Origin of the sequence: Geminicoccus sp. (assembly GCF_035556675.1) — a bacterium.
GTDB lineage: Bacteria > Pseudomonadota > Alphaproteobacteria > Geminicoccales > Geminicoccaceae > Geminicoccus.
Genome location: NZ_DATMFZ010000292.1, coordinates 22,410 through 45,395 on the forward strand (window position 1 = coordinate 22,410; position 22,986 = coordinate 45,395).

General features: G+C 68.9%; 25 protein-coding genes. 12 read left to right on the forward strand and 13 right to left on the reverse strand.

From position 1 onward, the window contains the following. Positions 1-4 precede the first annotated feature (4 nt). A complete protein-coding gene (locus VNS22_RS20160) occupies positions 5-1,345 on the forward strand; it encodes a hypothetical protein (protein ID WP_325735610.1) in 1,341 nt (446 codons plus the stop codon). After that, a complete protein-coding gene (locus VNS22_RS20165; protein ID WP_325735612.1) occupies positions 1,342-2,511 on the forward strand; it encodes an MFS transporter in 1,170 nt (389 codons plus the stop codon). Before VNS22_RS20160 ends, VNS22_RS20165 begins: the two co-directional genes overlap by 4 nt. On the opposite strand, the gene VNS22_RS20170 is transcribed toward VNS22_RS20165, so the two are convergent. From VNS22_RS20170 to VNS22_RS20195, 6 genes are all read right to left on the reverse strand, one after another. Further along, on the reverse strand, positions 2,488-3,759 hold the full coding sequence (locus VNS22_RS20170) for a hypothetical protein (protein WP_325735614.1): 1,272 nt from the start codon (positions 3,757-3,759) through the stop codon (positions 2,488-2,490). The genes VNS22_RS20165 and VNS22_RS20170 overlap by 24 nt on opposite strands. A gap of 95 nt (positions 3,760-3,854) precedes the next feature. Continuing rightward, the gene (locus VNS22_RS20175; protein ID WP_325735615.1) at positions 3,855-4,955 is read right to left on the reverse strand and encodes a TRAP transporter substrate-binding protein; all 1,101 of its coding nucleotides are present in this window, start codon (positions 4,953-4,955) and stop codon (positions 3,855-3,857) included. 56 nt (positions 4,956-5,011) lie between these two features. Then, on the reverse strand, positions 5,012-6,235 hold the full coding sequence (locus tag VNS22_RS20180) for an MFS transporter (RefSeq protein ID WP_325735616.1): 1,224 nt from the start codon (positions 6,233-6,235) through the stop codon (positions 5,012-5,014). A 189-nt stretch (positions 6,236-6,424) separates the two neighbouring features. Then, positions 6,425-7,006, reverse strand: coding sequence for a YcbK family protein (locus VNS22_RS20185; RefSeq protein ID WP_325735618.1), 582 nt, complete (start codon positions 7,004-7,006; stop codon positions 6,425-6,427). A gap of 357 nt (positions 7,007-7,363) precedes the next feature. Beyond that, on the reverse strand, positions 7,364-7,639 hold the full coding sequence (locus VNS22_RS20190) for a hypothetical protein (protein ID WP_325735620.1): 276 nt from the start codon (positions 7,637-7,639) through the stop codon (positions 7,364-7,366). Between the two features lie 122 nt (positions 7,640-7,761). Beyond that, positions 7,762-8,031 carry a BolA family protein gene (locus VNS22_RS20195; RefSeq protein ID WP_325735622.1) on the reverse strand — a complete coding sequence of 90 codons (270 nt, stop codon included), beginning with the start codon at positions 8,029-8,031 and terminating at the stop codon, positions 7,762-7,764. 182 nt (positions 8,032-8,213) lie between these two features. Between VNS22_RS20195 and VNS22_RS20200 the strand changes: the two genes are divergently transcribed. Together VNS22_RS20200 and VNS22_RS20205 are read left to right on the forward strand one after the other, a co-directional pair. Then, positions 8,214-8,615, forward strand: a complete 402-nt coding sequence (locus VNS22_RS20200; RefSeq protein ID WP_325735624.1) for a helix-turn-helix transcriptional regulator — start codon at positions 8,214-8,216, stop codon at positions 8,613-8,615. A gap of 500 nt (positions 8,616-9,115) precedes the next feature. Continuing rightward, on the forward strand, positions 9,116-10,075 hold the full coding sequence (locus VNS22_RS20205; protein WP_325735626.1) for a hypothetical protein: 960 nt from the start codon (positions 9,116-9,118) through the stop codon (positions 10,073-10,075). A gap of 3 nt (positions 10,076-10,078) precedes the next feature. Here VNS22_RS20205 and VNS22_RS20210 read toward each other — a convergent pair whose 3' ends face one another. Then, the gene (locus VNS22_RS20210) at positions 10,079-10,288 is read right to left on the reverse strand and encodes a hypothetical protein (RefSeq protein ID WP_325735628.1); all 210 of its coding nucleotides are present in this window, start codon (positions 10,286-10,288) and stop codon (positions 10,079-10,081) included. 217 nt (positions 10,289-10,505) lie between these two features. On the opposite strand from VNS22_RS20210, the gene VNS22_RS20215 reads away from it, so the two are divergent. The 7 genes from VNS22_RS20215 (at position 10,506) to VNS22_RS20245 (ending at position 17,781) form a co-directional block, all read left to right on the forward strand. Continuing rightward, entirely contained in the window at positions 10,506-11,912 is a 1,407-nt protein-coding gene (locus VNS22_RS20215; protein ID WP_325735630.1) for an amidase, read from the forward strand. A 157-nt stretch (positions 11,913-12,069) separates the two neighbouring features. Continuing rightward, complete coding sequence (locus VNS22_RS20220) at positions 12,070-13,302, forward strand: urea ABC transporter substrate-binding protein (RefSeq protein WP_325735632.1); 1,233 nt, start codon at positions 12,070-12,072, stop codon at positions 13,300-13,302. Between the two features lie 65 nt (positions 13,303-13,367). Continuing rightward, positions 13,368-14,231, forward strand: a complete 864-nt coding sequence (locus VNS22_RS20225; protein WP_325735634.1) for an ABC transporter permease subunit — start codon at positions 13,368-13,370, stop codon at positions 14,229-14,231. 10 nt (positions 14,232-14,241) lie between these two features. Beyond that, positions 14,242-15,333: a branched-chain amino acid ABC transporter permease gene (locus VNS22_RS20230; RefSeq protein ID WP_325735636.1), complete on the forward strand. Its 1,092-nt coding sequence runs from the start codon at positions 14,242-14,244 to the stop codon at positions 15,331-15,333. Further along, positions 15,330-16,055 carry an ABC transporter ATP-binding protein gene (locus tag VNS22_RS20235; RefSeq protein WP_325735638.1) on the forward strand — a complete coding sequence of 242 codons (726 nt, stop codon included), beginning with the start codon at positions 15,330-15,332 and terminating at the stop codon, positions 16,053-16,055. Before VNS22_RS20230 ends, VNS22_RS20235 begins: the two co-directional genes overlap by 4 nt. Continuing rightward, positions 16,045-16,758 (forward strand): ABC transporter ATP-binding protein, encoded by a 714-nt coding sequence (locus tag VNS22_RS20240; protein WP_325735640.1) that lies wholly within the window; start codon positions 16,045-16,047, stop codon positions 16,756-16,758. The genes VNS22_RS20235 and VNS22_RS20240 overlap by 11 nt, the downstream gene beginning before the upstream one ends. A gap of 36 nt (positions 16,759-16,794) precedes the next feature. Next, on the forward strand, positions 16,795-17,781 hold the full coding sequence (locus tag VNS22_RS20245) for an acetamidase/formamidase family protein (RefSeq protein ID WP_325735642.1): 987 nt from the start codon (positions 16,795-16,797) through the stop codon (positions 17,779-17,781). Positions 17,782-17,849: 68 nt separating this feature from the next. Here the strand turns inward: VNS22_RS20245 and VNS22_RS20250 are convergent, their stop codons facing one another. From VNS22_RS20250 to VNS22_RS20275, 6 genes are all read right to left on the reverse strand, one after another. Further along, positions 17,850-18,371, reverse strand: a complete 522-nt coding sequence (locus VNS22_RS20250; protein WP_325735644.1) for a cytochrome b — start codon at positions 18,369-18,371, stop codon at positions 17,850-17,852. Beyond that, positions 18,368-19,474 carry a catalase family peroxidase gene (locus VNS22_RS20255; RefSeq protein WP_325735646.1) on the reverse strand — a complete coding sequence of 369 codons (1,107 nt, stop codon included), beginning with the start codon at positions 19,472-19,474 and terminating at the stop codon, positions 18,368-18,370. Before VNS22_RS20255 ends, VNS22_RS20250 begins: the two co-directional genes overlap by 4 nt. Before the next feature lie 89 nt (positions 19,475-19,563). Next, positions 19,564-20,307, reverse strand: coding sequence for a hypothetical protein (locus VNS22_RS20260; protein ID WP_325735649.1), 744 nt, complete (start codon positions 20,305-20,307; stop codon positions 19,564-19,566). Next, positions 20,304-20,816 carry a sigma-70 family RNA polymerase sigma factor gene (locus tag VNS22_RS20265; RefSeq protein WP_325735651.1) on the reverse strand — a complete coding sequence of 171 codons (513 nt, stop codon included), beginning with the start codon at positions 20,814-20,816 and terminating at the stop codon, positions 20,304-20,306. Before VNS22_RS20265 ends, VNS22_RS20260 begins: the two co-directional genes overlap by 4 nt. A gap of 101 nt (positions 20,817-20,917) precedes the next feature. Further along, a complete protein-coding gene (locus tag VNS22_RS20270) occupies positions 20,918-21,706 on the reverse strand; it encodes a glucose 1-dehydrogenase (protein WP_325735653.1) in 789 nt (262 codons plus the stop codon). A gap of 127 nt (positions 21,707-21,833) precedes the next feature. Then, complete coding sequence (locus VNS22_RS20275; RefSeq protein WP_349261849.1) at positions 21,834-22,562, reverse strand: class I SAM-dependent methyltransferase; 729 nt, start codon at positions 22,560-22,562, stop codon at positions 21,834-21,836. Positions 22,563-22,644: 82 nt separating this feature from the next. Between VNS22_RS20275 and VNS22_RS20280 the strand changes: the two genes are divergently transcribed. Then, positions 22,645-22,986, forward strand: a 342-nt coding sequence (locus tag VNS22_RS20280) for a GFA family protein (protein ID WP_325735657.1), incomplete at its 3' end; no start/stop codon positions are given.

Consider the following 22,986-nt stretch of genomic DNA (forward strand, 5'->3'; position numbering starts at 1 on the left):
AATGATGCGCCTGCTACTATTACTGCTCGGAACCGAGGCCCTGCGGCAGCACTGGGTCTCGGCCATGGCACTGGGCCTGATCTGGCTGATAGCCGGCGTCTCCATCTTCCTCGATGCACTCGATGGCGTGCTGTACTTCCCGCTTCGCCCGTTCGGCTGGTTGCTGGTAGTGGAAGGATCGCTCAGCATCCTGGTGGCGCTGACCCGGATCGCGTTGCATCCCGGGCTGCGTCTGGCACGTGGCCTGCTGGTTCTGCTGGCCGGCCTGCTCATCATCAGCCCCTGGCATCTGCATGATTTCATCCTGGCCCTCGTGTTCGGTCTGTTCCTGCTGGTCGATGGCGGGTTCCGGATCGCGTCGGCCTGGGTCGTGCGCTTTCCCGGCTGGCGCCTGGCCCTGGCGGGAGGCGTCTTAGAGTTCCTGTTCGGCGTCTTCGTGCTGGAACCCTACCCGACCTGGTATGCGGGCACCGTGCCCGGCTGCATCGGGATCGCCCTGGCGCTGACCGGTCGTTCGGCCCTCCTGCTTGCCTGGCGGCTGTACCGGCTGCCGCCGCACGCCTCGCTCGGCATGCTCTATGCGCGGGGCCACTTCCTGCGCAGCAGCCAGGTCGAGCTGGAACGGCAGCGGGAGGACCGCCCATCCGGCGATGTGCTGACCGTCCATGTCTGGACCGCCACCGGCACCACGAATGATCCGGTGCGCCGTCCGCTGATCGACCGCTACATCGCCGCGGTCGACAAGAAGGGCGTGATCTCCACCGGCCATGCCGCCTTGGAGCTGCCGCCCGACATCTATATCAGCCACTATCCGGGCGTGGAGGTCGACCACTCCCCCACCGATTTCGCCCAGATGCTGCGCGCGACCAGCGAGAACGACATGCCCGGCCGGTTCCAGCCGAGTTACCGGGAAGAGGCGGCCGAGTGGTGCGAATCCACCGTGAAGATCCGCTTCCGCCGGTTCGACGGCGAGCGGGTGCGGCGCTTCTGGGAGATGTACCGGCAAGTCGACACCTACAACCTGACCAACCGGAACTGCTCGAGCGTGGTGGCGCATTCCCTCGAGATCGCGCTGGAGGGCACGCTCGCGAAGTCGGGACGCGGCTTCGGCCACGTGCTGCGCATCCTGTTCAGCACCGAGTTCTGGGCCGCGGCCATCGTGCGCAAGCATGCCGAGGCCATGGCCTGGACGCCCGGCTTCGTCCTGGACTACGCACGCAGCCTCCGGGCCCTGGAGGATCCGCCGCCGGTCAGCCTGCATGGCATGCTGAGGGCCATGCGCACCAACTGGCGGCACCGGCAGCTCCTGAAGCGGCGCCAGCAGCGCAGCAGGGCCGTCGCGTGAGCAGCCGCGGCATCGAACGGCCGGCGGACGGCCTCGGCCGGCTGACGCTGATCGGGATCGGCGCGGTCATCCTCGCCGCATCGATCTTCGGCCTGGTCTATGGCCTGACCGCGCCCCTGATCGCCGGAGACCTGGCCGAGCTCGGTCATGGCGAGTTCGTCATCGGCCTGAATGCCACGATGCACGCCGTGGGCGTTCTCCTGGTGGCACCGGTGCTGCCCCGCCTGACCCGCCGGTTCGGCACGCGCAACCTGGTGCTGGCAGCGCTCCTGGCAAGTGCCGTGCTGCTCTGCCTGTTCCCAGCGATGCCGACGGTCTGGCTGTGGTTCCCCCTGCGCATCCTGCTGGGCGTGGCTGCGGAGATCCTGTTCGTCCTGACCGAGACCTGGACGGCGGCGCTCAGCACCGAATCGATCCGCGGCCGGGTGATGGCGGTCTATACCGCCGCCATGTCGCTGGGCTTTGCCGGTGGTCCCGCCATTCTGGCGGTCGCCGGCACCGGCAGCGAGGCCTATCTGATCGGCGCGGTGATCCCGCTGGTCGCCCTGCTGCCGCTGGTTCTGCCGTTCGCCAAGTCGCCGCCGCCGGTGGAGGACGAGCCCGGCCACCCGATGCGCTTCGTCCGGCTCGCTCCGATCGCGATCGGAGCCACCTTCCTCAATGCCGCGGTGGAAACAGCCGGCCTGTCCTTCGTACCGCTGTATGCCGCCAATCTGGGCTGGAGCGAGCAGGCCGGGCTCCAGCTGATCACCACCCTGATGGTGGGCGCCATCGTCCTGCAGCTGCCGATCGGCTGGCTGATCGACCGGTTCGACCGCGAGCGTCTGACGATCGTGCTGGCGGCCCTGGCCACGCTCGGCGCATTGTTCTGGCCCTGGACGCTCGCTCTGCCCTGGCTCGCCTACGGCTTCGTGTTCGTCTGGGGCGGCCTGTTCGTCGGAATCTACACGGTGATGCTGACGATCGTCGGCAGCCGCTTCACCGGCAGCGACCTGGTGGGGATCTATGCGGTCATGAGCCTGGCCTGGGGCCTGGGTGCCCTGGTCGGCCCCACGGCGGCCGGTGCCGCCATGAGCCTGAGCCCGACCCTCGGCCTGCCGTTCGCCATCGCGATCGGTTGCGGTCTGTTTGCGCTCGCGGCGCTATGGAGGCGCCCGAAAAGCTGAAGGGGCCGCCGGCGAGCGGTAGACGGCTTCTACCCCCTGCACCACCCAGTTCCATGGGGCGACGCTCAGGCTCGCGGGAGGAATCAGCGGCCGGACCTGGTTGAGCTTCACGCCCTCGAACCAGAGGCCGAGGAATGGCATGCAGAGGAACAGGACCAGCAGGACGCCGCAGGCGGATGCTGCCGGCCAGGGACCTGCCGGGGGTGGCTGCGCCGGGCTCTGGCCGGCCAGCACGGCGACCGCCAGAAACGCGGTGAAGGGGCAAAGGGAGGCCAGGCGCGACACATCCCAGGCAAGCGCCAGCGCCAGGAGCGGGGCCAGGCCTGCACCCAGCGCCAGCAGACCGGCGAGAACCCGGCCCGCTATGCCGGGAAGGCGCGGGGAGGCTGGAACCAGCGCTGGCAGCGCCGCGCGGAAGGTGACCAGGCCGTACGCCAGGATGACGATGCCGGCCGCGCCGCCGTAAGCGACCGCGATCATCCCCTGCATCGGGAAGTTGGCCCACAGTCCAACCATGCGCCGGGACATGCCGGCGACATCCTGATCGAGCTGCAAGTCATGGATCAGGCGGGCCGTGTCCGGCGGGATGCCGTTCGTGATGAAGCGGTCAATCAGCCGCTCATCCGCTGGTGGAGCCAGCACGACCACCAGGCAGGCGACGAGGCCCAGGGCGAGACTGCCGGCAAACGACATGCGCCGGTACCGTGGTGCTGCCAGGCTGGTGAACAGCATCAGCGGCAAGGCGGTGAAGATCATGAGCTGGTGGGCCAGCATCCCGGCCAGGAAGGCCAGCCAGGCGATGATGGGCCGGCCCCGGCGCAGGGCCACCACGGCCGCCAGCGTCAGCAGGCAGATCAGGACATCCGGCCCGCCGGTGAAGAAGGCGAGTGACCCCAGGAAGGGTGAGACGAACAGGAGGAGCGCCATCAAGCGCATGTCCCGCCCGGTGCGTGCGGCGATCCGTGCCGCCCAGGCCGTCAGCAGCACGAGCAGGAGGACGAGGGTAGCAAGATGCCAGGCGAGGATCAGCGGCTCGTGCAGATGCCGGGGCAGCCGGTCCAGGAGCGGGGCGAAGACCTGCCCGATCAGCCCGCGCCGGACGAAGCCGAACCGGTAGTCCGTGTAGTACAGATACAGGCTCTCGGGCACGATGGTCAGGTTCGCGCCCTTCAGGATCGAGAGCGCTCCCAGGCCCAGCAGCGCAGTGCCCAGGACTACGGGCCCGGTCCACCCCAGCCCGTCCGCCATCGCCGCAGATCGCTTCGAACGCATCGCGATCGACCGGTGCGCCGCTCCTTACGCCAGGCGCCCGGCGATTATCCGTCGTGCGACCCCAGCAGGCCTCAGCCGCCGCGCCGCTGCCGGACCATGAAGGCATCGTAGCCGAACTCCGCCACCTGCCACCAAAGATACTGATCGTCGCGGAACGCCACGAGATGGTCATAGATCCTGCGGAAGTCCTCGCTCTGGTCGCGGAGCTCGGCATAGAGCTGCTGCGCCTGTACCCAGGAGGCCACCAGGATCTCCTGCGGGAACGGCCGCAGCACCGTGCCGGCGGCGACCAGCCGCTTGAGCGCGCCCGGATTCACCGCGTCATATTTGGCGGTCATCCAGCCGTTCGCATAGGCCGAGGCATAGGTGATGATCGAGCGGTAATACTCGGGCAGTTCCTGCCAGTTCTTCAGGTTGACCAGCGTGCAGGCAAGCGCGCCGCCTTCCCACCAGCCCGGATAGTAGTAGTATTTCGCGACCTTGTAGAGGCTGAGCTTCTCGTCATCGTAGGGGCCGACGAACTCGGCGGCGTCGATCGTGCCCTTTTCCAGCGCCGGGAAGATGTCGCCCGGCGAGATCTGCTGCGGCACCGCACCCAGGCGCTGCCAGATCTGCCCGGCCATGCCCGGAATGCGGAACTTCAGGCCCTTCAGGTCCTCGACCGTCTTCAGTTCCTTGCGGAACCAGCCGCCCATCTGGCAGCCCGAGTTGCCGGCGGGCAGGGCGTAGGCGTTGTATTTCTCGAGGAACTGGTTGAGCAGCTCCCCGCCGCCGCCCTGGTACATCCAGGCATTCTGCATGCGCGTGTTCAGGCCGAAGGGGAGGCCGGTGAACAGGGTGAAGGTCGGGTCCTTGCCGGAATAGAAATAGGTGGGACCGTGGCCCATCTCGACCGTGCCGTTCTGCACCGCGTCCAGCACCTGCAGGCCCGGCACGATCTCGCCGGCGGCGAATACGTCGATGCGGAACCGGCCCTCGCTGAGCTCGCCCACCGCCCGGGCGAACTCCACGGCCGTGCCATAGATCGTGTCCAGCGATTTCGGGAAGTTGGACACGAGCCGCCAGTGCAGCTCCGGCAGTTCCTGCGCCCGTGCCGGCCTGGGCGGGGCCAGCATCCCGATACCCGCCGCCGTGCCCGCCATGCCCGATACGAGGCCGCGCCGCCCGATCATCCGTCCTCATCCCCTGGTTGGCCGCGGGATGAGCCTACACGGCCAAAGGCGGCACGTCAGCGGGAGCGCGGGTCGATCTGGCCGATGGAGGGGGAGGTGGCGGGCAGGTTGACGAAGCCCGGCCGATGCACCGGTGGCACCGGCGAGCGGCGGGTCATGCGGAACAGCACGAAGGCAGCGACCGCCCCCGTCACCGTGCCGCAGAACAGGAACAGGCCCGCAGGGCCCACCATCTCCATCAGCCGCGCCGCCACGACCGGGCCGATCGCGGCACCGATCGCCCAGATGAACAGCATGCCCGAGGCCAGCCGGGTCATCCCGCCGGCCACCGCGACATGGTCGGCGGCATGCGCGGCGCAGATCCCGTAGAAGCTGAGCGCCACCCCGCCGAACAGCACGAACACCACGAGCAGCGGCACCCGGCCGGCAGGCGGGGCCAGCCCCAGCAGGGCCGAGACCGCCGCCACGCCGGCCAGGCAGGCGACGATCACCCAGCGCCGGTCGATCCGGTCGGACAGGCGGCCGAGCGGCCACTGCACCACGAGCGAGCCCAGCTGCATCGCCGAGAGCAGCACCACCGGCAGGCTCACCCCGATGCCGATCGTGTCGCCCCAGACCGGCAGGAGCGCCGGCACAGCACCATTGATCAGCCCGGCACCCATCACCCCCACCACCGCCGCTGGCGCCGTCTGCCAGAGCTCGCGCAGCCGGAAGCCGAACTCGGTGGGCGTGGGCGGCTCGCGGGTCCGGGTCAGCGTGATCGGGATGAGGGCCGCGATGAAGCCGGCGACCGCCAGGGCGATCCAGAAGCCGGCCTCCGGGTCACCGAAGGCGAACCAGGTCTGGGCCAGGATCACCCCGGCCTTGATCGCCACCAGGTAGAAGGCGATCACCCCGCCGCGCGAAGCCCTGGGCGTGGCGGCGGCGAGCCATGCTTCCACCACCACGAACAGGGCGGCCAGCACGCCGCCCATCAAGAAGCGCAGGAGGATCCACAGCCAGGGCGAGGAAGTGGCGTCGAACGCCATGGCCACCAGCGCGCAGGCGGCGGCCAGTGCCGCGAACGCCCGGATATGGCCCACGCGCCGCACCAGCCGCGGGCCGAGCGCACAGCCGAACAGGAAGCCGGCGCCATAGGCCGTGCCGATCAGGCCGACCATCACCGGGGACGCCTGGGCCAGGGTCAGCCGCACCGGCAGCAGGATCGCGAACAGCGCGTTGGCGAACTGCAGGAGCGTCGCCCCGCAGACGACCGCGACCACCGCGGCATAAGGACCCATCAGCGACTTCCCGCGATCCGGAGGAGCAGCCGGCCGGCTGGGGTGGCTACGGCCTGGAGCATGCCGCAACGCGACGGCCGTGGCGACCGCCGGACGGCAGGCTGCCGCCGTTCATGCAGTGGCTGTGGTCGCGACGCCGCCGCCCTCGATCACGAGGCGGCAAAGCGGTACCCGCTTTGACCTGACCCGTCAGACGCCCCGCCAGGTGCGCGGCGCACCGGTGTCGACATGGACGAAGCCGCTGGTCGGGTAGAAGCCCACGCCGCCGCGGTTGAGGGCGACGGCGGCGTTGCGGATCTGCTTGGTGCTGCGGCCGGCGATCCGCAGGTCGATCGCCTGGCCCTTCATGTGGAAGCTGTTGCTCGCCACACCGCGCCGGCGCCGGCGCAGCATCGCGTTGGTCGCAGGCGTGCGGTAGCCGGACAGGACGCTGATCCGCTCCTCCACCTCCAGCTTGCGCTGCAGGTCCCAGAGCAGGTCGAGCAGGTCCGGGTCGATGTGCTTGACCTCGTTGCTGCGCCAGTCGCGCAGCAGATGGTCGATGCGCAGGAGGTTCTCCGGGATCAGCCGGCCATCCGCCTTGTAGGCCACAGTCAGCGACTCGCCGGTGTTCTGGTGATGGAACGACAGGACCCGCTCGATGCCCTTGGCCTTGCTGCGGGCGAGCGCAGGGGCGGGCAGGCTGGTGGTGGCGGCGACGATCGGAGCGGCGAGACAGACGCCCAGCCAGGAGCGGCGCGTCAGCTTCGCGCGCGGCGCAGTATCGAGCAAGGGTCCCCCCGGACGAGACGAGGCTGAGGGCAGGGCCGCAGGCGACTGCTGCACAATGCAGTCAATTCAAGCCCTTGCGGCCGAACCTTCCCGTAGGGTCTCCTTACAGGCGAGGCAATCGGGTAAGTGGGCCACAGGAACTGTGGCAAAACCGCATCAGGCTTGGCGGCGAGAACCACGCAGGCCGCCACGCCGAAGGCCGCGCATCCCTGCAAAATAGCCAGGAAGAGCACCCTGGCATCTAGGAGCAGGAAGCAGGAGCAGGAAGACGTCCGGTGCCGCGGCCGCGGCCAGGATGGCCTCCGACGTGGCAAGTGCACGCACGTTGTCCAGCGTGCCCAGCCCGTACAGCTCGGCCTACGCCGAGATGGTGACCGTGGCATAGGCGCCCACGGTGAGCGCTGCCAGCGCCATGAACTCGTACATCACGGCCACTTGGTCGCCGCTGCCGAGCAGCCAGCGGCCAGCGGCCAGCGGCAGGAGCAGCACGCCCGCCACCGCCCAGACCAGGCGCCGGCCGAGCGCGTCCTGCAGCTGCACGGTGAGAAACGGCAGGCTGGCTCCGCCAGCACTGAAACCCAGCACCACGAGCGCGATGCCACGGCCGTGAAAGCCACCCAGATGCCGGACCACGGTTGTGGTCGGGGCATGGTCGGCGGGTGGCACCGGCAGGCCCGGTACCGTGCTTGGCGACGGCGCCGTCCGCCACCTCAGCGCCCCCGCGCGGTATGCGGCAAGCTGCCAGGGGCAAGCACTCAGCTGCCCGCGGCTTCCTCGGGCGTAAGCGTGCGCAGCGCCAGGGCGTGGATCCGCTCGGCCATGAGGTCAGCCACCAGCTCGTGCACGAGACGATGGCGCGCGATCCGGCTCTGGCCCCGAAAGCGCGGCGACACCACCAGGACCTCGAAATGGGTCTCGCCACCTTCCCGCCAGCCGGCATGGCCGCGATGGCCGGCCGAACGGTCCGCCACCTCGACGACCACCGGTTCCAGCGACGCCAGCGCCAGCCGGATCCGCTCGCTCATGCTCATTCCGAACCCTCCAGGCTGCGCCAGCATCTGCCGTCCCAGCACCTGGATGGCAAGCGCGACCGGAGCGCGTGGGGCCACCGGTCAGCGTGAACGGATCATTAACCTCTACGCCTTATGGTTGCTTGCAGACGCAACCGCGACGGGTGGTTGGTCGGATCTGAGCGGAGACGAGCAGGATGAGCGTCAAGCTGAAGCTGCAGGGAGCGAAGGGGGCCGGACGCTCCCGAGCCCAGGACATCGACAAGTTCGTGGGCAACCGCATCCGGGCACGCCGCACCATGTTGGGCCTGACCCAGCAGCAGATGGCCGACATCATCGGCGTCACCTACCAGCAGGCCCACAAATACGAGAAGGGCGTCAACCGCATCGCCGCCGGCCGGCTCTACCAGATCGCGCAGGTGCTAGGCGTGGAGGTGGGCTTCTTCTTCGAGGGCGTGACCCATAGCGCGGGGACCAACCCGCCGCCCCAGCAGCGCATGCTGCTGGAACTCGCCCGCAACTTCATCGCCGTGCCCAGCCGCCGCCACCAGGAAGCGATCTGCAGCCTGGCCCGGGTGCTGGCGAGTTCCGAGGAGTGAGCGGCAGCCTCGGTCCTGGCGCCACTGCTCCAGAATCGGCACACGCAGCAGGACGGGCATCCTTCCCTTTCCGCGGCTGATCGTTGGTGGCGACCATGCTGACCGGCTCGTCCTGGGCAAACCGGCGAACATCGCCCGAAAGCCGGGCGTCTCCCCCTCAGGGCGCCAGAAGCTCCCGGCCCTTCCTTGGCACATCCGGCAAAGCCGGACCGACGCGCTGCTGAGCTGCGGCTCGGCTCCCGGCGATCGGTCGGCCGGTCCGGGTTGAGGCCAGTCCCGGCATCTCGCATAATGGCCGCCTGGGCGGCAGCTCGTCACTGTGTCCGCCGCGCATCCGGCATGTTCGCAGGCCAGCGACCGCGTCAGCAGTAGCACGCCTGCGAGCTCACCCCGTCGCCGCGCGTACGGATATGCCGCAGCAGCCAGTGGCTGGCAGGCCCGGGATCCTGTAAGGCAGCAGCCCGATACTAGACTGATCTCACCCCTGGTCCTGGCAGAACATGGCGAGAACGGTTGGCCACGCCATAGACGTCAAGCTGTCGCTGACCGCCGCAGCGCTGGGTGCCATCACCCGCAAGGATCTGGCCTTGGCCTTCCGCCGGGTGAACCCGTCGACGTCGTTCGATCTGGAGCGGGCGCACAAATGGTTGCAGGGCCGCTCCAAGCCGCGCGAGATGGCGCTCTACGAGGACTGGTCCAGGCTCCTGGGCCTGGCGCGGCCGGGTGCCTGGATCGCCGAGTGCAGCGTAGAGGCCTTCCTGGACGCCGTCTGTGCCCGGAGTGATGCCGATCGCGCGACCATGCTGCGCCGCGCCGACGCCTTTCGCGGCACCAGCCAGCGTGACCGTCCGGAAGGGGTGCAGGAATTGCTGGGTGAATATGCCTGCTACTCGCATGCCTGGTCGCCCTACTTCGCCGGCCGGCTCATCCGCGGCTGCCTCAGCATCACCCTGCCCGCGTCCGGCTCCCAGCCGCGCGCTGCCTACGTCGAAGTGCTGCCGCACGGCCAGCTCCTGACCGAGGGCACCGTCACCCTGGCACCGCATGCGCTCCAGCTGGACCTGCGCGATCCGCAAGGCGGTGCCCAGCTCCTCCATGTCCTGTTCGCCCCATCGCCGCCGGTCAGCGTGCTGGGCGGGCTGATGTGCGGCACCACGATCCTGGGGCCGGAGCGCGTCCCATCCGTGACCCGGATCCTGATGGTCCGCCTGCCCGACGCCAGCCCGGGCCCGGCCATACCCGAGGCCTATCTGCCCGCCGAAGCGTCCGTCGCCGCTGATCTGGAGGGGCTGGGCCTGGTCCTGGACGATCCGGACGAGGCCGACCGGCGCATGCGCCAGTTCCTGACCGGCACGCTGCGGCCCGGCATCGACCAGATCATGTCGGCCGACTTCCGTGCAGTTGTCGAGCTGCTGGACCAAGCCTGGATCATGCGCAACGGTCGCGGCTCCGGTGTCTGAGGCTCAGGCCTGCCAGAACGGCTTGGCTGCCTCCTGACGGGCAGCGCGCCGGGAAACGCCGATATCGAGCAGTTCCTGATCGGTGAGCCCGGCCAGGGCCCGACGCTGGACCGTTCGATCGAAGCAGCACCAGCCAAAGCGCCACAGCCGCGCCAGTGCGCGCCGCGCCCCATTTTCCGGTGCCGTGGTCACCCGCACGAGCTGCAGTGCCATCGCCCTTCCCCTCGGCCTCTGCCGGGCCGGCAACGTCCAGGATCCTACCCTCCCCGGGCGAGCTGGCGGAACGCGAGCCGGCCGGAGAGTGGTGGATTTCTGTGGAACTTCCTGGACAGTGTCGCCGGGCGATCGGGAAATGGCCCTGGCAAGGGGATCTGCTCTGGCGGACCCGCGCCCGAGATAGCGCCCTCAACTGTAGGAAGGACACGCCGTCATGGAGCCAAGCCAACTCGTCTATGCCCACCTCGTCGACGTGGCGGAGCTGATCCGCACCAGGCAGGTCTCACCGTGCGAGGTCACCCGGGCGATCCTGGACCGTATCGAGGCGGTCGATCCGAAGCTGCACGCGTTCGCGCTCGTCACGCCTGAGCTGGCGATGGAGCAGGCCGGCCAGGCCGAGGCCGAGATCATGTCCGGGCGCTACCGGGGCCCGCTGCACGGCGTGCCGATCGGGCTGAAGGATCTGTGCTACACCAAGGGCATCCGCACCTCGGGCGGCATGGCGATCCATGCCGAATACGTGCCGGAGGAGGACGGCACGGTCACGGCCAGGCTCGCCACTGCAGGGGCGGTGACGATGGGCAAGCTCCAGATGACCGAGGGCGCCTATTCCGAGCATCACCCCTCGGTGACGGCACCGCGCAATCCCTGGGGCAGCGCCCACTGGGCCGGCGCCTCGTCCTCGGGCTCGGGCGTGGCTACGGCGGCTGGGCTCTGCTACGGCGCGATCGGCTCGGACACGGGCGGCTCGATCCGCTTTCCTTCGCTCATGAACAACCTCACCGGCCTGAAGCCGACCTGGGGCCGGGTCAGCCGCCACGGCGCCTTCATCCTGTCGGAATCGCTGGATCATCTGGGGCCCATGACCCGCTGTGCCGCCGATGCCGCCGCCATGCTCCAGGCGATCGCCGGCGAGGACGACAACGATCCCACCACGCTGCTGGCCCCGGTGCCGGACTATCTGGGCAAGGTCCAGGCGGCCGGCGTGTTCGGCGCGCGCGGGCTGCGCATCGGCATCGACCGGCGCTTCAACACGACCGGGGTGGAGGACAAGGTCACCGAGCTCACCGATGCCGCCGCCGAGGTGCTCCGCTCGATCGGCGCCATCCTGGTGGACATCGACTTCCCGGACAGCACGGCGGTCCTGGAGAGCTGGGTCGAGTTCTGCGGCTACGAGACCGCGCTGGTCCACGCCGAGACCTATCCCGCCCGCCGGGACGAGTACGGCCCGGCGCTCACCGGCCTGATCGAGATCGGCCGCGGCGTCAGCCCGCAGCGGATCGCGGAGATCGCGGTGGAGCGCGACAAGTTCAAGGGCCGGCTCGCCCGGGTCTTCCGCCAGGTCGACCTGGTCCTGGTGCCGGGCCTGTTCCTGGCCGGCCCGAGCCTGGAGCGTCTGGCGCTCAGCGATCCCAAGGAGCTGACCACCCTGCTGAAGTACACTGCTCCCTTCGACATGAGCGGCAGCCCCACCATCACCTTGCCTTGCGGCTTCTCCGACCACGGCATCCCGGTGGCCTTCCAGCTGGTCGGCCCGCATCTGTCCGAGGACGTGCTGCTCTGCGCCGGCCATGCCTTCCAGCAGGCGACCGACTGGCACACCAAGCACCCGCCGGTCTGACCACTGATTAATTCAGTATCAATTACTGAGCTCCGCTGCATCGACACCGCCCCCAGCCGAAACCGTCCCGGCTGGGGGCGGCCTTTTTTGCCGGAGGGCGCCGGTTGGCACGGCGCTTGCGTGACCGTTCTCGCCCCGTTGCGGAGGAACGCTCAGAATGCGCCCAAGCGTCCGGATGCTGTTGGCGACTGCCGCCATGTTCACCGCTCTTCCCGCCGCCGCCGACGACAGCGACCCGATCAAGATCGGTCTGCTGGAGGACCAGTCCGGCGAGATCGCGATCACCACGCTGCCCAAGGTCCGCGGCACGCAGCTCGCCGTGGAGGAGATCAACGCGGCCGGCGGCATTGCCGGGCGTCAGCTCGAGCTGATCGCCTACGACCCGCAGTTCGACAATGCCAAGTTCCAGGAGTTCACCCGTCGCCTGATCGACAGCGACGAGATCGACGTGCTGTTCGCCGGCGCCACCAGTGCGTCGCGCGAGGCGGTCCGCCCGATCATCGATCGCACCGACATCCCCTACTTCTACACCAACCAGTATGAAGGCGGGGTGTGCGACGGCAACATGATCGGCACGGGCGGCCTGCCCGAGCAGCAGTTCTCGACCCTGATCCCCTGGATGATGGAGAAGTACGGCAAGCGGGTCTACACGATCGCCGCCGACTATAATTTCGGCCAGATCTCGGCCGAATGGACCCGCAAGCTGGTCGAGGACAATGGCGGCGAGATCGTCGGCGAGGAGATGATCCCGCTGGGCGTCTCCCAGTTCGGCCAGACCATCCAGAACATCCAGCAGGCCAAGCCCGACTGGCTGATGACGCTGGTGGTCGGCAACTCGCAGGCCTCGTTCTACGAGCAGGCACCCGCCGCCGGCCTGAAGATCCCGATGGGCTCGTCGATCACCATCGGGCTCGGCTTCGAGCACAAGCGCTTCAAGCCGCCGGCCATGGAGAACATGCACGTCGCGATGAACTGGTTCGAGGAGGTGAGCTCGCCCGAGGCGGACGCCTTCAAGGAACGCTGGCGCGCCAAGTTCCCCGAGGAGACCTACATCAACGACATGGGCCAGAACGCCTATGCCGCGGTCTATCTCTACAAGAAGCTGGTCGAGATGGCCGATGGCTCGACCGAGCTGGCCGACCTGCGCGAGCAGATCGCGACCGGCCAGGCCTGCATCGACGCGCCGGAAGGCCAGATCTGCATCGACCCCAAGTCGCAGCATGTCAGCCACCGGATGTGGCAGGTCTCGGTGGATGCCGAGCACAACGTCACGGTCGAGCGCTCCTGGGACAAGGTCGAGCCCTACTGGCTGGGCGAGGTCGGCTGCGACCTGACCCAGTACGATCCCAAGGACCAGTACACGCCGAGCTACCTGCCCGAGCCGCAGTGAACCGACGCGGGCCCGGTTTCGCCACCGGGCCCGCGCCCCGATCAGCCACCGACAGGGCAGGGCGGATGCTGCAGACCATCTCCTATCTCTATCAGGTCGCCGACGTGTTCGCGTTCCTGGTGCTGGCGGCAGCCGGCCTAGCGATCATCTTCGGCATGATGGGGATCATCAACATGGCCCATGGCGAGTTCATCGCCGTGGGCGCCTATGTGACGACCTATTCCTATCAGGCCGGCGCGCCGCTGATCGTCGGCATGCTGCTGGGTGCCGTGGTCGCCGGCCTGTTCGGGGTGGTGATCGAGCGCACGATCGTGCGCCGCTTCTACCACCGTCCGATCGATTCCCTGGTCGCGACCTGGGGCATCAGCCTGATGATGACCCAGGGTGCCCTGTTGCTGTTCGGCTCGGGCGCGCCCGGCGTCGGCACGCCGTTCGGCAGCGTCGCCTTCGCCGGCGGCTCCTTTTCCGTCTACCGGCTGGTGCTGGTGGTGGTGGCCGTCCTGATGCTGGCCGGCCTCTATCTGGTCTTCATGAAGACCCGGTTCGGGGTCCATGCCCGCGCCACCATGCAGAACGCCGCGATGGCCCGCTCGCTGGGCGTGCCGGTCGACCGGATCTATGCCGCGACCTTCGGCCTGGGTGCGGCCCTGGCTGGTCTCGCCGGCGGGCTCTACGCGCCGACCATGACGCTGAGCCCCATGATCGGCTCCAGCTTCGTGATCGAGGCATTCGTCACCGTGGTCGCCGGTGGTGCCGACGTGCTGGTGGGCACCCCGCCCGCCGCCATTGCGCTGGCCGTGATCAAGGCCACCGCCACCGCCTTCTGGGGCCAGGTCTATGGCGTGATGGGCCTGCTGGTCGCCGTCTGCCTGGTGGTCCGCATCCTGCCGGAAGGGTTCACCGGCTGGATGACCCGCCGCCGCGCCTGAGGACAAAGCGATGAAGGAACTGCTCTCGCTCGTGAACGGGCCACAGACCTTCGGTGCTGGCCGGACGTTCTGGAGCATCGCCGGCCTCCTCCTGCTGGCGGCGCTGGTCTTCCCGTTCTTCGCCAGCAACTACACGGTCGGCAACGTCGCCTACTTCGCCGTCTGGATCTTCATGGCGCTGGGTCTGTCCCTGATCTGGGGCTATGGTGGCATGCTGAGCTTCGGCCAGACCGCGTTCTTCGGCCTCGCCGGCTACGGCTACGGCGTGATCGCCATCAATTTCGGCCAGCAGTCGAACCTGACCCTGGTCGCGCTGCTGCTGGCCCTGGTGGTGGCGGGGCTGCTCGCCCTGCTGATCGGCTACTTCATGATCTACGGGCGGATCACCGGCGTGTTCGTCGGCATCGTGACGCTCTCCCTCACCCTCACGCTCGCCACCTTCGTCAACCAGACCGCCGGGGCGGAATGGCGGATCGGCCGGGCCCGGCTGAACGGCTATAACGGCATGACGCGGATCCCGCCGCTCTCGATCCCCTGGGTGGACGGCAAGCTCTATTTCGAAGGCACCGCCTTCTACTTCCTGGTCCTGGCCCTCTTGGTGCTCACCTATCTGGGCCTGCGTATCCTGGTGAACTCGCGCTTCGGCAACGTGCTGGTGGCGATCCGCGAGAACCCGGACCGCGCCGAGCTTTTGGGCTACGACATCCGCCGCTACCAGCTGATCGCCTTCGTGATCGGCAGCACGCTGGCCGGTCTCAGCGGCGCCCTCTACACCGCCTGGGGCCAGTTCATCGCGCCGGCCTCGATGGCGCTGCCGGCCGCGGCCATGCCGATCATCTGGGTGGCGGTGGGCGGCCGCAAGGACCTGACCGCGACCCTGATCGGCACGTTCCTGGTGCTCTGGCTGTTCCAGAGCCTGATCGTGGTCAGCCAGCAATACGCCCTGATCTTCATCGGCGCGCTCTTGCTGGTGACCATCCTGTTCACGCCCGGCGGCTATCTCGTCTGGCTGTTCGAGCACTGGCAGCGCCTGGTCGAGCGTCGCCGGGAGCGGACCGCCGTGACCACGGCGCCCGCCCCGGTCGGGAGTGCCGCCGAATGACGACACTCCTGGAAGCCAAGGGCCTGGAGAAGCGCTTCGGTGGCCTGAAAGCGGTGGACGGCCTGTCGCTGGCCATCGAGGCGGGCGAGCTGCACTGCCTGATCGGCCCGAACGGTGCGGGCAAGAGCACCTTCTTCAAGCTGATCCTGGGTCGCTACCCGCCCACCGCCGGCACCGTCCACTTCAAGGGCGAGGACATCACCCGTCTGGTCGCCGCCCAGCGCATCAACCGCGGCATGAGCGTCAAGATGCAGGTGCCGGGCGTGTTCCCGGAGCTGCCGGTCTGGCAGAACCTGACCATCGCGCTGCAGTCCCATTTCAGCGGGGCCGCGCTGCGCCGCGAGGTCGACCGCCTCCTGGCCTTCGTCGACCTGGCGCCGGACGCGCGCAAGCTGGCCGGCAACCTGTCGCACGGGCAGAAGCAGTGGCTGGAGATCGCCATGGCGGTGGGCGTCACACCCACCCTCCTGCTGCTCGACGAGCCCACCGCCGGCATGTCGCCGGAGGAGACCTGGAAGACCGGCGAGCTGATCCTCGACCTGAACCGGCAGGGCATGACCGTGCTGGTGGTCGAGCACGACATGGCCTTCGTCCGCCAGATCGCCCGGCAGGTGAGCGTGCTCCATTTCGGCAAGCTGTTCGCGCAAGGCGACATCGACACGATCACGAACGACGAAGCCGTCCAGGAAATCTATCTGGGTAAGGGCCATCATGCCCACTGAGATCCTGCTCGACGTCCGCTCGGTCCGGGCCGGCTACGGCTCCTCGCCGATCCTCCAGGGCGTCGACTTCCAGATCCGCCGCGGCGAGATCGTGGCGGTGATCGGCCGCAACGGGGTGGGCAAGACCACCGCCATGCGCTGCCTGATCGGCCAGCTGCCGGTATGGCAGGGCAGCATCCACCTGCGCACCGCCGACATTACCGGCCTGCCGGCGGAAAAGCGCGCACAGGCCGGAATCGGCTACATCCCGCAGGGCCGCGAGGTCTTCCCGCGCATGACCGTGGAGGAGAACCTCCAGGTCGGCGAGATGATCAACGGGGCGGGCGGGCGCAAGCTGCACAAGCTGGTCTACGAGTATTTCCCGATCCTGGCCGAGCGCCGCCGCCAGGCGGCCGGCACGATGAGCGGCGGCCAGCAGCAGCAGCTGGCGATCGGCCGGGCGCTGATCGGCAATCCCGACCTGCTCCTCCTCGACGAGCCGTCCGAGGGCATCCAGCCCAACATCGTCGACGAGATCTCCCGGATCATGGTCAGGATCAACCGGGACCTCGGCACCACCATCCTGTTCGTCGAGCAGAATCTCGACATGATCATGGCCATGACCCAGCGCTGCTACGTCATGGACAAGGGCCGCGTCACCGCCGAGCTCGCCGCCCACGAGCTGACCGATCGGGAGGTCGTGAAGCGGCACCTGCAGATCTGAGCGTCCCAGCCACCGCATCGAAGAAAGCAACGAGAAATGACCTGGCTCGAATCCTCCGTCATGGCCAGACGCGGCGTGGCCGCCGGCAAGCCCGGCCGGACCCACGAGCTGACCATGGCGAAGCAGGGCAAGTACCACTACGTCTATGGCCCCTATGCCGACCCGGTCCTGCACATCCAGCCGGGCGACCTCGTGGTCGCCGAGACCCACGACGCCTTCGAGGGCAAGCTCACCTCCGAGCAGGACAAGCCGTCCGAGAAGCTGAACATGCCGTTCGGCAATCCGCAGAACGGCCCGATCCACGTGGCCGGTGCGGTGAAGGGCGACGTCATCGCCGTCCAGATCCACGACATCGCCCCGAGAGGCCCGCAGCCGGTCGGCACCACCGTCCTGATGCACGGCTTCGGCGGCCTGGTCGCCACCAGCAACACCGCGATGCTGCACGACCCGCTGCCCGAGATGGTCAAGAAGATGACCGTCGACCGGACTGGCATCCAGTTCAACGACAAGATCAGGCTGCCCTACGAGCCCTTCCTCGGCACGCTCGGCGTCTCGCCCGAGATCGAGGCGGTGAGCTCGGTCCAGCCGGACTACTGGGGCGGCAACATGGACCTGCCCGACATGGCGCCGGGCGCCATCGCCTATTTCCCGGTCCATCACGAGGGCGGCTATGTCTACCTGGGCGACTGCCACGCCACCCAGGGCGACGGCGAGCTGGCCGGGGCCGCCGTCGAGATGCCGGCCACCGTCACCATCCAGATCGACCTGATCAAGAACTGGTCGATCAGGTGGCCGCGCCTGGAGAACGAGGAGTTCATCATGGCGATCGGCAGCACCCGCCCGATGGAGGACGCCGCCCGGATCGCCTATTGCGAGCTGATCGACTGGCTGGTGAAGGACTACGGCTTCGACAAGCTGGAGGCCTACCTGCTGCTCACCCAGGCCGGCCGTGTCCGCCTGGGCAACATGGTCGATCCCAAATACACGCTAGGTGCGAGCATCAAGAAGTCGATCATCGGCTGACCAAGAGGGCAGGGCGCCGATCCCGCCCTGCCCACCCGGTCACTCGGCGCGTCCGGCAGCCCGCAGGATCAGGGCGCCATGCTGGAGAACACCCCGTCGCGCCGGACGAGCCCATGCATGAGGGCCGCGGCGACATGCGCCAGGATCGTCGCGAAGAACAGGTAGGCCAGCACGGTGTGGGCCGAGCGCAGCGTCGCGTAGAGCATCGGGCTGGCCGGCAGGATCGGCGGCAGGTGTACGCCCGGCCAGAGCTGGACCGGGTAGTCCTGCGCCGAGAGCATGCCCCAGCCCACCAGCGGCAGGACCAGCATCAGCAGGTAGAGCAGGTAGTGCGACAGCTTCGCCAAAGCCTGCTGCACCGTCGGCAGGTCGGCGGGCAGGGGCGGCGGCGGGTGGCCGAGCCGCCAGCCCAACCGGATGAGGGCCAGCACCAGGATCGCGATGCCGAGCGGCCGGTGGATGCCGACCAGCAGCTGGTAGCGGGTCGAGACGGTCGAGACCATGCCCACCCCGATGAACAGCATGGTGAGGATCAGGACCGCCATCAGCCAGTGGAGCAGGCGGGCCGTGCCCGTGAAGTGCCCGCTCATCCGCCTTCTCCCGCACGCACGGCGGAGACCTGGACGGCGCTCGGCTGCTTCACCTCGCCATCCCGCCGGCGCAATCCTTCCGCATAGGCCGCCGATCGTGCCGCAGGAAACGGGTCGTCGGCGGGCTCGATACCGGCCGGCAGGACCAGCGGGTCGAAGGTCACGTCCCGGCAGCTGCCGGTATCCTCGCCTTCGACCGTATCGATCGTCAGCGTGCCGACCGCCACCCGCTGCCGGTCGGCCGGCCAGGCGACGGTGGGATCGGCCGTGACGTCGGCGGGTCCGGCGACCGTCACGACCAGCTGCCAGTGCAGCGGCCCCTGGCGCACGGCCCCGATCAGCTCGTCGAACAGATAGTTTGGGCCGGACAGTGCCGGCTGCTCCGTCCCGGCCTGCTCCGGCACCATCGACCAGCGCACCGCCGCCGCCTCGCCTTCGGCGTTCACGAAGCGGAACGCGTTGAGTCCATTGTAGGTGGCGGTCGCGAAGCTCGCGGCCGGCGGCGCGGCCTTGATGGTCTGCAGCGCTGCCGCCGTGGCGGGATGGGCTGCCAGGAAGGCCTGCACCGCGGCCGGGTCCGGTTTGCCGGTGGCAGGGTCGGGCCGCATGGCCACCAGGAAGCCGGCGAATTCCTCGGCATCGCGTACGGGAAACACCGGGATGTTGTTCATGCCGGTGCGCCACTCGTCCCCGGCGACCGGGAGAAAGCGCAGCGCCATGCTCCAGACCGGGCTGGACGCGTCCGGCACGTCCGGCCGCCCCGCCGCCAGGGCCAGCCGGCCAATCACCGGCACGTCGGCACCTGCGAACACGCTCGCCTTGGACAGCGCCGGCCCGGCACCGTTGCCCTTGAACATACCGGCGATGCAGATGCCCTTGGCATGGTTGCGGCGAAAGCCCGGGTGCTGGCCGTTATTCGCTTCCAGGGCATCGACCACCCGGTCCGGCGAGAGACGGCCGGGCGACAGCCAGCCGCCCGTATAGGCGAAGCCGGCAGCTGCAATCAGCACGACCGCGCCGATTGCAGCAAGGCGCACGACCACGGCCGGCCCCCGGACCGGGCCCGGCCCGTCCTGGGGTCCATGGGGCAGATGATGGGACAAGCCTACCTCCTTCCGCAGGCCGAGGCCGCGGTCGTTCGGGTCAGCAGCCTGGCGGATGCGGCGGCACGCGCCGCATTTCCGCCGGCCAGCTAGGTGCGGCGTGCGAGCAGCTGCGAAAGCCTGGCGGCGCGCGGGTCGTCGGCCCGGGTCACCACCGCGAAGCTGTACGCGCCATGCGTCCAGTACTGGGCCAGCAGGTCGCCTTCGGTCCGCGCACCCTCGATCGTGCGCCCTGGCCGCGGCCGGATGTAGAAACTCACCTGATTGCCGTCGGAATCCGCGTAGAGCACCAGTGCTGCCGCGCCGTCATTGGTGACCAGCGCCTGAGCCTCGACCGGGCGAAGCCCCAGCTCCTCCAGGTCCGGCAGCCCGCTGCCCGTGCCGAACTGGGCGGTCAGCCAGGGCTGGATCGCGGCGGGCGGCAGGCCCGGCGGCGGCCCGCTCTCCGTGTCGGCGAAGAGGCGGTGCGCCTGGAGGGCGTCTGCCATCGGCTGGACGCCACCGCTCAGTACCGTGGCGCGGAGCTGCCAGCCACCGCCGGTGCCCAGGCAGATGCCCAGCACCAGCATCGCCGCCAGTGCGACCCGTCGCCGCCGCCGCCGGCGCAGCGCCTGGCGCAGACGCAGCGGTTCGAGCGCGGGATTGGGCGGCAGCAGCGCCGGATTGGCCATGGACGCCCGGAGGCGCTCGGCATCGCGCTGCCAGCCGGCCACCAGGGCAGCCTGGTCGGGCCTGGCTGCCAGATAGGCCTCGACCTGCCGCCGCGCCGCCGGGCCGAGCTGCCCGTCGACGAAGCCATGCAGGTCCGCCTCGCTCACATGGATCTCGCTCATCGGACCACCCGCAGCCGGGGCCGCCCGGCCTCGCCATCGACCATGCTGCGCAGATGCTGGCGGGCACGGCTCAGGCGGGACATGACCGTGCCGACCGGCACGCCAAGGATCTGGGCCGCCTCCCGATAGGAGGCGCCCTCGACCACGATCAGGACGAGCAGTGCCCGCTGCTCGTCCGGCAGTTCATCCAGCGTGCCGAGCGCGGTCTTGGCCAGGACCAGGTCCTCGGTCGAGGCCGCTGCCGTGTCCGGTTCCCCGGCGAGCCAGCCCAGCAGCCGGAGGAACCGCCGCGAGCGCCGCTTCCCGTCGCTGAACTGCCGATAGAGGATCGCGAACAGCCAGGCCCGGATGTCCCCGTCCGCGCGCCTGGTGTCCCAGCGCGACAGGGCCCGCTCCAGGCTGGCCTGGACCAGATCGTCGGCACTGGCCGGATCGCGCGTCAGCGAGAGCGCGAACCGGCGCAGCCGCGGCAGGAGCTGGCGCAGCTCCGCATCATCGATGTCCGACATCGTCCGCCATCCGGCCGCGTTCCCCGTTGCAGGTGCGTTCGGATGTTGGACGATCGGGCAGCGGGATTATTCGCTGATCCACACGAAAAAATGCCGGCCCGTCAGACGAACACCATGCCACCGTCGACCAGCAGCGACTGGCCGGTCATGAAGTCGGAATCAGGCGAAGCCAGGAACTTCGCGACCCCCACCAGATCGGTTGCGGTCGAGGGCCGGCCGAGCACGGCCTGCGCCGCCATGTCGTGGAAGGAGGTGTCCTCACCCTCGCTCAGCCCGTGGGCCTGGAAGCCGCGGTCGATCACCTTCCACATCTCGGTACCGACCACGCCCGGGCAGATCGCGTTCACATTGATCTTGTCCTTGCCGAACGCGCGCGCCGCCGCCTGGGTCAGCGCCACCACCGCCCATTTGCTGGCGCAGTAGTGCGCGAGCGGGTCGTAACCCTGCTTACCGGCGATCGACGCGGTGTTGATCACCTTGCCGCCACCACCCTGAGCCAGGAAGACCTTGATCGCCTCCTGCATGCCGATCAGCACGCCCAGCCCGTTCACGTCCATGACGTTGTGCCAGTCGTCCTCGGTGATCTTGAGGAAGGGCTGGACCTGCGCGATCCCGGCATTGTTGAAGATCGCATCCAGCCGGCCGTACTCCTTTACCGCCGCCTGGATCATCGCCTGGACCTGCGCACGGTCACGCACGTCCGCGCCGACACCGATCGCGGTCCCGCCGGCCGCCCGGATCTCCTCGACGACGGCCTTGGTCGAATCGGCAGTCAGGTCCGCCACGACGAGCCTGGCACCCTCCGCGCCCAGCCCCTTGGCGATCTCTGCGCCGATTCCCCGCGCACCGCCGGTGATGACGATGCTCTTGCCGTCCAGCTGATAAGGCATTTCGTTCTCCCTGCACCGGGTCCGCATCCTTGCCGGGCGGGCCCTTGCCCCGCTTGTTGACCCCGAAGCCCGTGCCTGTCGAGAGTGCATGATGCCAGGGGCGGCGCGGGCGATGGTACCTACGGGATCAGCGGCGCGCCGCGATCAGCAGCAGCATCGGCCGGTCCTGCTCCTCCAGGAGTTCCGGCTGCGCGCGAAGCTGCTCAGGGGAGGGCCGCCATTCCTCGACCTGGCGGATGGTGAAGCCTGCCCGGATGAGCGTGTTCAGGGTGGTGCCGAGCATCCGGTGCTGCTTGACCACGCCCTGGGCCAGCCAGTCGGTGCGACGCTCGCCCTCCACGGCATAATGGTCGACCGGCCAGGTCCGCTGCCCGTCGGGGTGCGCACGCCAGCCCGGCTGCAGGGAGGCCATGTAGATCGGGTGCTCGATGCTGAGCACGAGGTCGGCACCGGGGACCAGCGCGCGGCACACGGTCGCGGCCAGCCGGTCGAGATCGACGATGTAGTGCAGGGTCAGGGCACTGAAGGCGAGGTCGAAGGCCGCCTCGGGCAGCTCCAGTCGCTCCAGGTCCATGTGCCGATACGTGATCGCCGGATCGTCGGTCAGCTCGCCGGCACGCGCCAGCATGTTGCGCGACAGGTCGATCCCCAGCACCGTCGCGGCGCCGCCAGCCCGGGCGAAGCGGGCGAACCAGCCGAACCCGCAGCCGAGATCGACCACCCGCCGCCCGGCCAGGTCCGGCAGCATCGCCTGCAGGACCGGCCATTCCGGGGCGCCGGCCAGGCCGCGGACCGAGCGCGGCAGCTGGCTGTAGGCCGCGAAGAACTCCGGACGATCGTAAATGTTCTGCGCCATCGGCGAACTCACGTCGATCATGGCCTTGCACCGTGCGCCCGATAGGTCTTTGCGTGATCCCGGACAAGCCGGAGTGCCGCCCATGCCCCTGACACTGAACGGATCGTGCCGCTGCGGCGCCGTCCGCTTCACCTGCCAGAGCCACACGCCAGTGCCTTACCAGCGCTGCTACTGCACGATCTGCCGCAAGACGGCCGGGGGAGGCGGCTATGCCGTCAATCTCGGCGCCGATGCGGACTCCTTCCGGATCGACGACCCGCACGATGCGGTGGAGATGTACCAAGCGCAGATCGTCCAGGATGACGGCTCCTGCCAATTGTCCACGGCCGAGCGCAATTTCTGTGCTGGCTGCGGCACGGCGCTCTGGCTGTTCTCGCCGGAATGGCCGGAACTGGTGCATCCGTTCGCCGCGGCGATCGACAGC